Here is a 12,123-nt window from a genome sequence, read left to right as displayed (position 1 = left end):
CAATTTACGGGAGTATCTCATCTCGATCGAGGTGGAAATAACCGCCGAGAACACCGTACGAAAGGGGCGGCTACCGCTATCGATGCCCCAGCCGTTCGGGAATAACAGGATAGAAGTTCGCCGTGCCCGAACGGACGAGCATGTACGACCGGATCAAGGGCTTTCGTGACTTCTATCCCGGCGAGATGGCCGCCAGACGGGCGACCATCGACGTCGTCGAGGAGACCGCTCGCGGCTACGGCTTCCGCGAGATCGGGACGCCGGCCCTGGAACGAGCCGAGCTGTGGACCGACAAGAGCGGCGACGACATCGTCGACGAACTCTACTCGTTCGAGGACCAGGGCGGTCGCCACGTCACGCTCACGCCGGAACTGACTCCGACCGTCGCGCGGATGGTCGTCGCGAAACAGCAAGCGCTCTCGAAGCCGATCAAGTGGTTCTCGACGCGGCCGTTCTGGCGCTACGAGCAGGTCCAACAGGGCCGCCAGCGCGAGTTCTACCAGACCAACGTCGACATCTTCGGTTCCTCGGAACCCGAAGCAGACGCCGAGATTCTGGCGTGGGCCGCCGACGCGCTGACCGGCCTCGGCCTGACGGGCGAGCACTTCGAGTTCCGAATCTCGCACCGAGATATTCTGGGCGGCGTCCTCGAGAGCTACGATACGGATCTCGATACCGACGCCGCGATCCGCGCGGTCGACAAATCGGACAAGCTCTCGCAGGTCGAGTACCACGACCTGCTGATCGGTGCCGGGCTGACGGCCGATCAGGCCGCCGAGTTCGCCGACCTCATCGCGGGCGGCGACCTCGAGGACGTCGAAGCGTTTGCCGACAGCGAGCGCGTGACCGATGCCGTCGAGAACCTGCAAAACGTGCTCGCCGCTGCGGAGGACTTCGGCGCTCGCGAGTACTGTACGATCTCGCTCGAGACCGCGCGCGGACTCGACTACTACACCGGCGTCGTCTTCGAGTGCTTCGACTCGACGGGCGAGGTCTCGCGGTCGATCTTCGGTGGCGGCCGCTACGACGACCTGATCGAGAGCTTCGGCGGCCAGCCGACGCCCGCGGTCGGCGTCGCGCCCGGCCACGCGACGCTGTCGCTGTTGTGTCAGCGTGCGGGCGTCTGGCCCGAGGAAGAAGTCCAAACGGAGTACTACGTGCTCCAGGTCGGCGACACGCGGACGGAAGCAGCCCGGATCTCCCGCGACCTGCGCGAGACGGGCCACGTCGTCGAGACCGACGTCGCCGGTCGATCCTTCGGCGCGCAGTTGAACTACGCCGACTCGATCAACGCCGAGACGGTCGTCATCGTCGGCGAGCAGGATCTCGAGAACGACGAAGTCACGATCAAGGATATGGAATCGGGCGACCAGATTCAGGTGCCGGTCGACTCCTTCCCCGGGGACCTCGAGCGACCGACGATCGACGATTTCGAGTAGGGCACTCTCGGTCACCGATCACCGGTCTCGAAGAGGGAGCCCTCGGCTGCCGGTCGACGATTTCGAGCGGGCGCTGATCGTCTTGGGAGTCACGAGCACAGAGCCGTTCACAGCCGATCCCTGTCTTTCGGCAGCGGCTACTCGCGTTCGTGACGGTCCCAGGAGTCGTGACGCGCCGATAGCGTCGAGAGCGAGTCCGCGAGGTCGAGCCGTTCGATCGGACCGTGGCCGGTCTCGACGTAGTGGTTGATCATCGGCCGGTTGAGATCTTCGCTCGAGTCCTCGTCCGCTCGTCGCTCCCACTCACACGCCGCACAGTACGCGATCGGCACTATTCGGTACTTCGACGCCGATCGACTCAACGGTCAGCCTTGACATAGACGGACGTTATCTGCGTGATCGAGTCGAGCGTGGGTGGCCGTCGACTCGAGTCCAAGCCGCCACGGTCGTCGTGTCCGACTCGAGAACCGTCGGTCGTATTCCTGCAGCCCCCAGCATTAATTACGGCGTCGGCGTAGCACGTCCGATGGCTGACAGCCGACCGAACGTCCTCTTCGTCCTCACTGACCAGGAGCGATACGACTGTAGCGCGCCCGACGGGCCGCCGGTCGAGACCGAGACGATGGATCGGCTCTCGAGGGAGGGAATGCACTTTTCGCAGGCGTTCACCCCGATCAGCATCTGTACGAGCGCCCGCGCGTCGCTCATGACCGGCCGGTTCCCCCACGACCACGGGATGCTCAACAACAGCCACGAGGCCGACGCAATTCGGCCGAATCTGCCTGCTGAGATGGAGACGTTTTCGGAGGCGCTGGTCGAGAGCGGGTACGAGTGTAGCTACACCGGGAAGTGGCACGTCGGCCGCGATCAGACGCCCGAGGACTTCGGCTTCTCGTATCTCGGCGGCAGCGACGTTCACCACGACGACATCGACGACGCGTTCCGCGAGCACCGCGAGGAGCGCGGTGTGCCCCCGGGCGAGGTCGATCTCGAGGAGGAACTCTACACCGGTAGCGATCCTCGAGACGCCAGCGAGGGGACGCTCGTGGCCGCCAAAACGCCGGTCGACGTCGAGGAGACCCGCGCGCACTTCCTCGCCGAGCGGACGATCGAGGCGATTGAGGAGCACGCCGAGGGGGGTCGATCGGGTGCCAGTGCCGATACCGAGGGCGGCAACAGCGATGCCCCCTTCTTCCACCGCGCGGACTTCTACGGCCCGCACCACCCCTACGTCGTCCCCGAGCCCTACGCCTCGATGTACGATCCCGAGGCGATCGAACCGCCCGCGAGCTACGCCGAGACCTTCGAGGGGAAACCGCGGGTCCACGAGAACTACCTGCACTACCGCGGAGCCGACGGCTTCGACTGGGAACACTGGGCCGAAGCCACCGCGAAGTACTGGGGGTTCGTGACGCTGATCGACGACCAACTCGAGCGGATTCTCGAGGCGCTCGAGGGGTACGGGCTCGCGGAAGAAACGGCGGTCGTCCACGCCGCCGATCACGGCGACTTCGTCGGCGGCCACCGCCAGTTCAACAAGGGCCCGCTGATGTACGACGACACCTATCGGATCCCGTTACAGGTGCGCTGGCCCGGCGTCGTCGAGCCAGGAACGGTCTGCGAGGTACCTGTCCACCTGCACGATCTGGCGGCGACGTTCCTCGAGATGGGCGACGTGGCGGTACCCGAGAGCTTCGACTCGCGGAGTCTCGTGCCGTTGCTCGAGTCCGGCGGCGACCCGGACGTCGTCCCCGGATGGCCCGACTCCACGTTCGCCCAGTACCACGGCGACGAGTTCGGTCTCTACACCCAGCGGATGGTTCGGACGCGGCAGTTCAAGTACGTCTACAACGGACCGGATATCGACGAGCTGTACGATCTCGAGGGTGACCCCGCCGAACTGCAGAACCTGATCGACCACCCCGAGTACGACGAGGTGCGCCGGAAGATGCGCGAGCGATTGATCGAGTGGATGAAGAAGACGGACGACACGAACCAAGGCTGGGTGCCGGACGTGCTCAGAAACGCGTCGTGACGACCGACCAGAAGACGTGCGGTGGCGCGCGCTGTGCCACGGCGAGTGAACCACGAGCCGTGGCTCGAAGTCGTGCGAGGGATGAGCGAACGAAGTGAGCGAATCGGCTGGGGAGGGAGTGGCTCTCACCGTTGCCACGATAGCAGGACACTCATCACGGTCGACGGCGTTCGGACGCCCGCCGCGGTCGACGGCGTTCAATCGAGAACGAGACGCTCCCGTTCGAACCGCCCCTCGTTCCCCCGCTCTCGCCACCGCCACGATCCGACCTCGAGCGGCTCGAGCGAGACGATCAGGTACGACCGATCGGGCCAGGTCGCCTGCGCTTCGTCGGTCGCGCTCGGACGCGGCGGGCCGCGGGGATGGGAGTGATAGAAGCCGACAATCTCTTCGCCGCGATCCTCGAGTTCCTCGAAGAGCTCGAGTTGGGCCTCGGGATCGATCCGATACCGGGTGCGCGGCGTCTCGGCGACGTTTTCGGCGGGGTACTGCGACCGAACGCGGCTCCGGCCGTCGGGGGCGGGATCGTACTCGCCGCCGAAGATCCCGCAGATTTCCTCTGGCTGCCCCTCGCGAGCGCGCTCGAGGATCCGATCGCGAATCGCGGTCGGGACGACGAGCTCGGGTGGTGAACTGGTCACGGTTTCGGCTCTGCAGTCGCCCCGCGTCGGTCCGTCAGCGTCTCGAAGGGGACGGCAACCTCCTCGAGCGCAACTGGCGGCGTTCCCTCGTCGAACAGTTCGGGCTGGACGATCGGCGCCAGCGCCTCGAGGGTGTCCACCAGCCGCGGTCCCGGCCGATTCAGGTAGTGGTGGCCGTCCATCGCCCAGACGCGGCCTTCCTGTACTGCGGTGAGGTCCTCCCACCCTTCGCGCTCGGTCAGGTCTCCCGTGTTTTCGGCGGTCTGTGCGAGCCCGAACCCACAGGGCGCCACGACGATCAGTTCGGGGTCGTACTCGCGAATATCCGACCATTCACGGGGCCTCGAGCGCTCCCCCGAGTCGGCCAGCCCGTACGTCCCGCCGGCCCACTGTACGAGGTCGGCCGTCCAGTGGCCCGCGATCATGACGGGGTCGGTCCAGTCGAAGATGGCCATGCGTGGGCGTTCGATGGGGTCGAGGTCCGCGGTTCGGTTTCGAACGGCGTCGATTCGGGACTCGAGTTCGGCGCGGACCTCGCGGGCGCGATCCTCGCGACCCGTCGCGCGGCCGATTCGCTCGAGGTCCTCGAGCACGTCCGCGACGTTGTGGGGGTCGGTGGTGATGATGTCGGGGTTCGCGTCGATTTCGCCGACGGCATTTTCGATTACGACTTCGTCGACCGCACAGACGTCGCACATCCCCTGCGTGACGATGAGGTCGGGCTCGAGCGAGTCGAGAAGGTCCACGTCGACGCTGTAGACGCCCGCCTCGGAATTGTCGAGGACTTGCTGGTCGATCTCGCCGCTCGAGGCCTCGGCGTCGATTCTCGAGGCGGTGACCGACGGCAGGTCCTCGACGCCGGGCGGGTGGTCGCACTCGTGGGAAACGCCGACCGGCTCTATGCCGAGCGCGGCCACGGTTTCGGTCGCCGAGGGGAGCGTCGTGACGATTCGCATGGTCTCCGTAGGTGTTGAGGGATGAAAAACGGCTGGCTCGAGTTCGGTTCAGACGCTACGTTCGTAGAGCGGACGGGAACGATAGCGATTCAAATTAAAAGGGGACGGTGACTCGAGACTCGAGCACCGAGGACGCAACGCTGCTCGCGCTGGCAACGGTGAGTACCACGCCCTCCCCAGCCGACTCGCTCGTTTCATCTGCTCACGGGCACGAAGCGCCCGTTCGCATGGTATGCGGGACCGGAGGTCCCGCACTACTCGCTCATCCCTCGCGCAGCATCGTCGAGGCACCCTCACACTGCTCGGGTGCCTCGACAGCGCGCGCCACCGCACGCGGTTCGATCGAAACGCTGTAAAAACGGCAGAGAGACGCCTAGTGGAACTTCACGCCGACGTCGTGCAGCTCCTCGTTGTATTTCGCGATGTTGATCACGAGGGGGGTGACGCTCTCGACTTCGGCGGCGTTGGCGAGCGGGCCGACGTCCAGCGCGCGCAGGCCGTCGATCTCGTTCGACAGGTTGCGGACGGTCTCCTTCGCGTCGTCGTCGTTCGCGACGAGCAGGGTGTCCAGATCGAGGTCGTTGTCGAGATCCGAGAGCGCGTCGGCCGCGAGGTTGTGGAACGCGCCGACGACGGGGACCTCGTCGGGCGCGCGCTCGGCGACGAGTTCGGTGACGCTGCCGGTCCCCGGCGGATGGTAGTGCAGGCCGTCCTCGTCGCCCTGCATGCCGACCGCGGGGGTGACCAGGATCGTCTCCGAGTCGAGGACGTCTTCGACCGCCTCGACGGTGTCGCCGGCGTAGTACGGCGGCACGCTGAGGATGACGACGTCCGCGCGATCGGCCGCCATCTCGTTATCGAAGCCCTTGATATTCGCCTCGACGTCGCGCGACTCGAGTTCGTCCGCGTATCCCTCGACCGCGTCGCGGGCCTTCTCCGGATCGCGCGAGCCGATGAGGACTTCGTGGTCCGTGTCGTGTGCAAAACGCAGGGCCAGCCCCTGCCCGATGTCGCCGGTTCCGCCGAGTAGTGCGATTCGCATACGCGACTCTCGGGACGGCATCCGAATAAAAGGGTGGGAGGTCGGCCGATCTCGCCGGGTTCTCGGACGCCCTCGAGAAGCCGACCGCCGCGAGCGAGAATCCGGACGCCCTGAGCGCGACCCGTCCTGACCTACGGCGCTTCGTCCTCGTCGGGGTTCATCGACGCGCCCAGCCCGCTATCGTAGGCGTCGCGCTCTTCGACCTGTCGGATGCGCTGGTCGAGGCGATCCTCGAGTTCCCGCCGTCGCTCCTCGTCGACGTCCGCGGCGGTGTCGAGATCCGCGAGGTCCTGACGCGTCGTTCGCAGCACGGAGAGGGCCTCTTCCTCCTCGAGATCGGTCGCGCGGTCGAGATTTCGTTCGACGTCCTCGAGCGTGGTGTCGGTCATGTCAGTGGCTTCGGCGGGGAGCGTCGTGAATGCTGGGCCGTCAGTGGTCGGGCGCGACGGTCCCCGACGAGTCACCGAACGCGTAGGTCGGCGCCAGGTCCCAAGCGTTGGTCGGCGACGGGCCGCGAATCCGCAAACACTTCCGACGCTGCGCCCACCCTCCGATATGGATCTCTCGATCGTCGATCTCGCACCGATACCGGAAGGCGGCAGCGCGACGGAGGCGTTCGACGGGACGGTCGAACGTGCCCGACAGGCCGAACGGCTCGGCTACTCGCGGTTCTGGGTCGCCGAGCACCACGACTTCGCGCAGTCGATCGCGAGCACGACCCCGGAAGCGCTCATCCCGCACGTCGCTGCGAAGACCGACGAGATCCGGGTCGGCTCCGGGACGGTGCTGCTCAACCACTACAGCCCGTACAAGGTCGCGGAGACGTTCAGCGTCCTCGACGCGCTCGCTCCGGGCCGCATCGATCTCGGGCTCGGGCGGGCGACGGGGAACCCCACGCGCGACTACGCCCTGCAGGTCGACCGCAGCGAGCGACGCCGCGGTGGGAGCGACCACCGAGAGAAGATCGACGAAGTCGCGAAACACCTCTTCGGCGGCTTCGAACCGGACCACCCGTTCAGCGGGCTGGACCTCCCCCGCGCTCGAGACACCGCCCCGGAGCCGTGGGTGCTGGGCTCGAGTCCCTCCAGCGCGAAAATCGCCGGCGAACTGGGGCTACCGTACTGCTTCGCCGCGTTCATCAGACCCGAGCCGGCCGTGCGAGCGTTCGAGGTGTACCGGGAACACTTCCAACCGTCTCCCTACGGCGCCGGGCCGGACGAGCCACACGGGATGCTCGCGGTGAACGCCACCTGCGCCGAGACCGACGAGGAGGCCGCACGACTCCGCGCGACGACGGAAGCCTCCTCGCGGCTGCTCAGAAGCGGGCAGATGGACAAGCTGCCGATCCGTTCGGTCGAGGAGGCGATCGACGTTCTCGGCGACGTCCCCGAGCCGACTCGGCTCCCGATCGAGCCCGGCGAGTGGCCGCGGGCGATCTCCGGGAGCCCGGAGACGATGCAGGCGGTACTCGAGGAGCTCACGGCACAGGTCGGCGTCGACGAGGTCATCATCCAGAACCAGATCGCCGATCCCGAGGACACGCTGCGGTCGCACGAGTTGCTCGCCGACGCGGTCGGGCTTTCCGCGCGGTAACGGTGAGACTGCGAGTTCGCGGTTCCGCCGCCGGGCCGACGTCGATTCGTACACGACAAGCGACCGAGGAAGCGACAGTCGCATGAAAAAACTTATTCTGTCCTACAGGTTAGCGTCGGTATGGAACGACGTTCGTATCTGGCAGCCGTCGGCGCGGTAACCGCGGCCGGATTCGCGGGCTGTGTCGGCGAGCTCGGCGCCGACGACGGCGGAAACGGCGGCGATGACGACGGGAACGGAGACGATACCGGAAACGGCGCCGACGGAAACGAAGCGCAAGACGACGAGCACGGCGCAGTGGAGGCGGTCGAGGCGTACATGGCGGCCGGGGCGGACGAGGACCTGGACGCGATGGCCGACGCGATGCATACTCACCACCCGTTCGATCCGGCGGAGATGGCGGCGGAGGCGGAGGAAGACGAGGACATGACCTTCGAAATGGACGCCGTCGGCGACTACGCGGTCGAACTGGCCGACGAGTCATACGAAACTGACGAGATTCACGACCTCCCGTACGCGGAGTTCTGGTTCCAGGACGTCGATCTCGACGACGCGCTGGAGGGTGAGGAGGCCGCACTGGTGACGGTCGAGACCGAAACGACCATCGCCGGCGAGACGGTCACGAAGACGGATACACTCGTCGCGCTCACCGAGGACGGTGAGTGGCGCGTGTTCCTCCCGTACGAAGAGTCGACCGAGCTTCCCGACGGCGACCCCGTCGACGACGAGACGTACCGCGTCGTCGACGACCTCGAGTTCGACACCGACGACGAAAGGGTGCGGGTGAACCTCGTCGACTCGATCGACAGCAGTATCGAGGAGATCGTCGCGTACTCGGAGAGTCAGGGGCGAGGAAGCTCCGTCTACGAGCCCGAAGACAGCGACGACGACTACGCGATTCCGTCGACCTGGTTCTCCTCGCAGTTCGATCCCGACGGTGACGAGATCGTCGTGACGGTGATCGTCGACGGCGAAGAACTGCTGGTCCACCGGGAGACGTACGAGTCCTGATCGATCGCCACAGCGCGTTCACATCGGCCACCGTTCTCGAGCGAGCACAGCACCCAATAGCCTCGCCGTCGTCTCACGACCATGACCACGCCAGCCGTCATCGCTCACCGCGGCTTCGCGGGCGTCACCCCCGAAAACACCGTCGCGGCGGCGCTCGCCGCGGCCGAGTTCGACGAAACTGCCATGCTCGAGATCGACGTCCAGCCGGCGGCCTGTGGAACCCCGGTCGTCGTTCACGACGAGCGATTGGACGGCACTCGAGACGGCCGTCCGCTCACCGACGCCTCGGGGCTCGTCTGGCAGACCGATCTCGAGACCCTCCAGACGACCCGCGTGCTCGGCACCGATGCGACGATTCCGACGCTCGCCGCGTTCCTCGAGGCGATTCCCGAGACGGTCGGCGTCAACGTCGAGTTGAAGAATCCGGGGACGACGGAGCTTCGATTCGCCGAGTCGCTCGCCCCGGACGAGCGCGACGACCGACGCGGGATCTGGGAGCCGTTCGTCGAGCGCGTCGTCGAGGAGTGTCGCGCGTTCGACGGCGAAATTCTCTACTCCTCGTTCTGTGAGGGCGCGCTGGCTGCCGTCCGCGAGGCGGGCCCCACCTATCCGGCCGCGACGCTCGTCTGGGACGACCTCGAGGCGGGTCTCGAGATCGCGCGCCGGTACGACTGCGAGGCGATCCATCCGCCCAGAAACGCGATCGCCGGAACCGCACTGGCGACGACGCCGTACTACGGCTCGCCGGAGGCCGAACCGGAGATCGATATCGTCGCCGAAGCCCACGCGGACGGACGAACGGTCAACGTCTGGACGGTCACGAACTGGCAGCAGTTCGCGCAACTCGCCGAGGCGGGGGTCGACGGCATTATCGCCGACTATCCGGGGCTGGGAACGGTCTCGCAGACGTCGTAGATCCCGGGCTGAGAACGATCGCGACGACGCCGTAACGACTCACTCCGATCAGAGAACGTCCGTCCGAAAGCCGAACCAGCAGGCTGCGCCCTGCACGCCGGCGGCGACAGTCGCAGCGGCGAGATCGGTCGTCAGCCATCCGATATCGGCGAGGAGGACCGCCGCGACGGGAATCGAGCCGAGCGCGACGGCGAAAACGGCGACGCGAAGGAAATCGTCCGGCACGAGGGCCAATCGCTCGAGCCCGCCGTAAAACGCGAGCCAGCCCGCAAACAGTGTCGCCGTCAGCACGAACAGGGCGTCGAGCACGCCGGGTTCGCCGACGAGGAATCCGAGCGCGAACCGCGCCGGAAAAAAGGCGAGCGGAACGAACAACACAGCCAGCCACGCGAACGTCGCACCGCCGCTTGGATCGGCCCCGAGTCGCTCGTAGCCGCCGTCGACGAGCCAACTCGTGCCGACGAAGGCGACGGCGAGCACCCCGAACGTGACCAGTTCGGCCGGGAGGGGGACGGCCGCCATCGACGTGCCGGTGGCTCGAGCGAGGACGATCCCGACGACGAAACACAGCCACGCGAGACCGAAGAACGTCCCGATAGCGCGGCCGAGATCGACGATGATACCGCCGACGCCAGCACGTCGCGTGTTCGACATCGACTCAATTTCGTTCGGGCCGCTACATAATTGTTCGGTTTATTGACTGGTTAGAACGGATGTGTGAAACGAAACTGTCGCGCCGAGTTCGGATTCGGTCGGGGCTCACTCACGTTTCAGGTCCGGATCCGAGGACGCTCGGCGCGTCGGCAACGGCTCGTTCGCCGGCCCCTCGAGAACCTCGCCGTCGGGCGAAAATCGCGAGCCGTGACAGGGACAGTCCCAGCTGGCTTCGCCGTCGTTCCACTCGACGAGACAGTACAGGTGGGTACAGATCGCCGACGTGGCGTGGAGGGTGCCGTCGTCGTCGCGCGAGCAGGCGATCGGCTTCCCACCGCGGCGGATGATCCGGCCCTCCCCTGGCTCGAGCGACTCGAGGTCGGGCGAGAGTAACGTCCGCGCCCAGTCGGTGACGAACTGACTCGCCGCGTCGGCGTTCTCGGTGAGGGCTGTCCCGGCCGACGTCTTCGGCGTAAACCGCAGCGGCGAGAAGAGGTCTCGCTCCGGTGGTTCCTCGCCGGCGATGGTCGCGGCGAGCAGATTTCCGGCGGCCACGCCGTTGGTCATCCCCCAGCCGCGAAAGCCGGTCGCGACGAGGACGTTCTCGGCGGCCCCGATTCGACCGACGAGCGGCACCTTGTCGACCGGCTTGTAGTCCTGCGTCGACCACCGGTAGGCGATTTCGTCGACCGGGAACCGCTCGCGCGCCCAGCGCTCGAGTCGCCGGTACCGGTCTGCGGTCGACCCACCCTGACCCGTCTTGTGGTTCTCGCCGCCGACGAGCAGGAGGTCGCCCGCGGAATCGCGGTGGGTTCGCACGGAACGGTAGCTGCCGCTCGAGCGGTAGTACATCCCCTCCGGCGGTTCGCCGTCGAGGCGAATTCCGAGCACGTAGGAGCGTTTCGGGTGCATCCGCGCGAAGTAGCCCGTTCGATCGAGGATGGGGAAGCCGGTCGCGATAACGACGCGCCGGGCAGTCACCGAGCCCTCGGATGTTCGGACGCGACACGGGGATCCCGGCTCGACGTCCGTCACGCGGGTGTGTTCGTAAACTGTCGCCCCGTCGTCCGCCCGAAGCTCGTCCACGATTCCGAGGAGGTACTTCCGCGGGTGGAACCAGGCCTGGTCGTCGAACCGGACGCCCGCTTCGGCGCGTTCGAACGGCGGAACCGAGGTTACGTAGGTCGCGTCGAGCCCTGCGGCCTGCGCGGCGTCGGCTTCGCGCCGCATCGCGTCGGGTTCGTTGCTGTAGAGGTAGGCCGGCTGGCGTTCGAACCCACAGTCGATTTCCAACTCGTCGATCCGGCGTTCGACCTCGTCGATGGCCTCCTCCTGGACCCGCGCGTACTGGCTCGCCTGCCTGCGGCCGAACTCCCGGCGCAGGTGGTCGTAGATCGTCCCGTGCTGGCTGGTCAGTTTCGCCGTCGACTTGCCCGTGATTCCGGTCCCCACTCGATCGCGCTCGAGGACGGCAACCGTTCGGCCGCGCTCGCGGAGCTCGATCGCGGTCGAGAGCCCGGCGATACCGCCGCCGACGACGGCGACGTCGACCGACCGATCGCCCGTGAGCGAGTCGGTTTCGCGTTCCTCGGCCGTCGATTCGTCACGCGCCGGGTCGGTTCCGGCTGGGTCTCCGTCGCCCTCGGACTCGAGCGTGCTCGCGAGCCAGGGCGAGGTCGGATCGCCGGGAAGATCGCTACGGGTGAACTCGGGCATTGATCTGCGGCGGGCTACGCCGACGGGAGGCAAAAAAGGGGCGGGCGGAGGTGCAAGTCGGTCGCTCGATCGAGAACCGTCCTCGCTCTCGTAGTCGGTCCCGAAGACCGCGCCATTCATC

Annotated in this window: 12 protein-coding genes; 5 read left to right on the top strand and 7 right to left on the bottom strand. The window is 66.7% G+C overall.

Translation table 11 applies throughout. The features are described from left to right. The first annotated feature begins 140 nt into the window (after positions 1 to 140). Entirely contained in the window at positions 141 to 1,439 is a 1,299-nt protein-coding gene (gene hisS / locus BLT08_RS18950) for a histidine--tRNA ligase (protein WP_090311086.1), read from the top strand. A 137-nt stretch (positions 1,440 to 1,576) separates the two neighbouring features. Here the strand turns inward: hisS and BLT08_RS18945 are convergent, their stop codons facing one another. Continuing rightward, on the bottom strand, positions 1,577 to 1,771 hold the full coding sequence (locus tag BLT08_RS18945; RefSeq protein WP_090311084.1) for a hypothetical protein: 195 nt from the start codon (positions 1,769 to 1,771) through the stop codon (positions 1,577 to 1,579). 194 nt (positions 1,772 to 1,965) lie between these two features. On the opposite strand from BLT08_RS18945, the gene BLT08_RS18940 reads away from it, so the two are divergent. Next, positions 1,966 to 3,474, top strand: a complete 1,509-nt coding sequence (locus BLT08_RS18940; protein ID WP_090311082.1) for a sulfatase family protein — start codon at positions 1,966 to 1,968, stop codon at positions 3,472 to 3,474. Between the two features lie 197 nt (positions 3,475 to 3,671). Here the strand turns inward: BLT08_RS18940 and BLT08_RS18935 are convergent, their stop codons facing one another. From BLT08_RS18935 to BLT08_RS18920, 4 genes are all read right to left on the bottom strand, one after another. Next, the gene (locus BLT08_RS18935; RefSeq protein WP_090311080.1) at positions 3,672 to 4,115 is read right to left on the bottom strand and encodes a desampylase; all 444 of its coding nucleotides are present in this window, start codon (positions 4,113 to 4,115) and stop codon (positions 3,672 to 3,674) included. Continuing rightward, the gene (locus BLT08_RS18930) at positions 4,112 to 5,071 is read right to left on the bottom strand and encodes a cobalamin-binding protein (protein WP_090311079.1); all 960 of its coding nucleotides are present in this window, start codon (positions 5,069 to 5,071) and stop codon (positions 4,112 to 4,114) included. Before BLT08_RS18930 ends, BLT08_RS18935 begins: the two co-directional genes overlap by 4 nt. 373 nt (positions 5,072 to 5,444) lie before the next feature. Beyond that, on the bottom strand, positions 5,445 to 6,113 hold the full coding sequence (gene npdG / locus BLT08_RS18925) for an NADPH-dependent F420 reductase (protein WP_090311077.1): 669 nt from the start codon (positions 6,111 to 6,113) through the stop codon (positions 5,445 to 5,447). A 131-nt stretch (positions 6,114 to 6,244) separates the two neighbouring features. After that, a complete protein-coding gene (locus BLT08_RS18920; protein ID WP_006089566.1) occupies positions 6,245 to 6,502 on the bottom strand; it encodes a hypothetical protein in 258 nt (85 codons plus the stop codon). A gap of 166 nt (positions 6,503 to 6,668) precedes the next feature. Between BLT08_RS18920 and BLT08_RS18915 the strand changes: the two genes are divergently transcribed. From BLT08_RS18915 to BLT08_RS18905, 3 genes are all read left to right on the top strand, one after another. After that, positions 6,669 to 7,706, top strand: coding sequence for an LLM class flavin-dependent oxidoreductase (locus tag BLT08_RS18915; RefSeq protein ID WP_090311075.1), 1,038 nt, complete (start codon positions 6,669 to 6,671; stop codon positions 7,704 to 7,706). A 120-nt stretch (positions 7,707 to 7,826) separates the two neighbouring features. After that, a complete protein-coding gene (locus tag BLT08_RS18910) occupies positions 7,827 to 8,717 on the top strand; it encodes a hypothetical protein (protein ID WP_090311073.1) in 891 nt (296 codons plus the stop codon). An 81-nt stretch (positions 8,718 to 8,798) separates the two neighbouring features. Beyond that, a complete protein-coding gene (locus BLT08_RS18905) occupies positions 8,799 to 9,632 on the top strand; it encodes a glycerophosphodiester phosphodiesterase (RefSeq protein ID WP_090311071.1) in 834 nt (277 codons plus the stop codon). Between the two features lie 48 nt (positions 9,633 to 9,680). Here the strand turns inward: BLT08_RS18905 and BLT08_RS18900 are convergent, their stop codons facing one another. Both BLT08_RS18900 and BLT08_RS18895 read right to left on the bottom strand, forming a co-directional pair. Next, positions 9,681 to 10,286: a hypothetical protein gene (locus BLT08_RS18900; RefSeq protein ID WP_090311069.1), complete on the bottom strand. Its 606-nt coding sequence runs from the start codon at positions 10,284 to 10,286 to the stop codon at positions 9,681 to 9,683. Between the two features lie 105 nt (positions 10,287 to 10,391). After that, positions 10,392 to 12,002 (bottom strand): FAD-dependent oxidoreductase, encoded by a 1,611-nt coding sequence (locus BLT08_RS18895; RefSeq protein WP_090311067.1) that lies wholly within the window; start codon positions 12,000 to 12,002, stop codon positions 10,392 to 10,394. Positions 12,003 to 12,123: the final 121 nt, after the last annotated feature.

This window comes from Natronorubrum texcoconense (genome assembly GCF_900100335.1).
Classification (GTDB): Archaea; Halobacteriota; Halobacteria; order Halobacteriales; family Natrialbaceae; genus Natronorubrum; species Natronorubrum texcoconense.
Note: the sequence above shows the minus strand (reverse complement) of the source record. Positions and strands in the feature narration are given on the sequence as shown.

Coding starts and splice junctions, on each gene's coding strand:
- BLT08_RS18905 (WP_090311071.1), top strand. CDS start 8,799: ATGACCACGCCAGCCGTCATCGCTCACCGCGGCTTCGCGGGCGTCACC.
- BLT08_RS18910 (WP_090311073.1), top strand. CDS start 7,827: ATGGAACGACGTTCGTATCTGGCAGCCGTCGGCGCGGTAACCGCGGCC.
- BLT08_RS18900 (WP_090311069.1), bottom strand. CDS start 10,286: ATGTCGAACACGCGACGTGCTGGCGTCGGCGGTATCATCGTCGATCTC.
- BLT08_RS18915 (WP_090311075.1), top strand. CDS start 6,669: ATGGATCTCTCGATCGTCGATCTCGCACCGATACCGGAAGGCGGCAGC.
- BLT08_RS18920 (WP_006089566.1), bottom strand. CDS start 6,502: ATGACCGACACCACGCTCGAGGACGTCGAACGAAATCTCGACCGCGCG.
- hisS (WP_090311086.1), top strand. CDS start 141: ATGTACGACCGGATCAAGGGCTTTCGTGACTTCTATCCCGGCGAGATG.
- BLT08_RS18895 (WP_090311067.1), bottom strand. CDS start 12,002: ATGCCCGAGTTCACCCGTAGCGATCTTCCCGGCGATCCGACCTCGCCC.
- BLT08_RS18940 (WP_090311082.1), top strand. CDS start 1,966: ATGGCTGACAGCCGACCGAACGTCCTCTTCGTCCTCACTGACCAGGAG.
- BLT08_RS18930 (WP_090311079.1), bottom strand. CDS start 5,071: ATGCGAATCGTCACGACGCTCCCCTCGGCGACCGAAACCGTGGCCGCG.
- npdG (WP_090311077.1), bottom strand. CDS start 6,113: ATGCGAATCGCACTACTCGGCGGAACCGGCGACATCGGGCAGGGGCTG.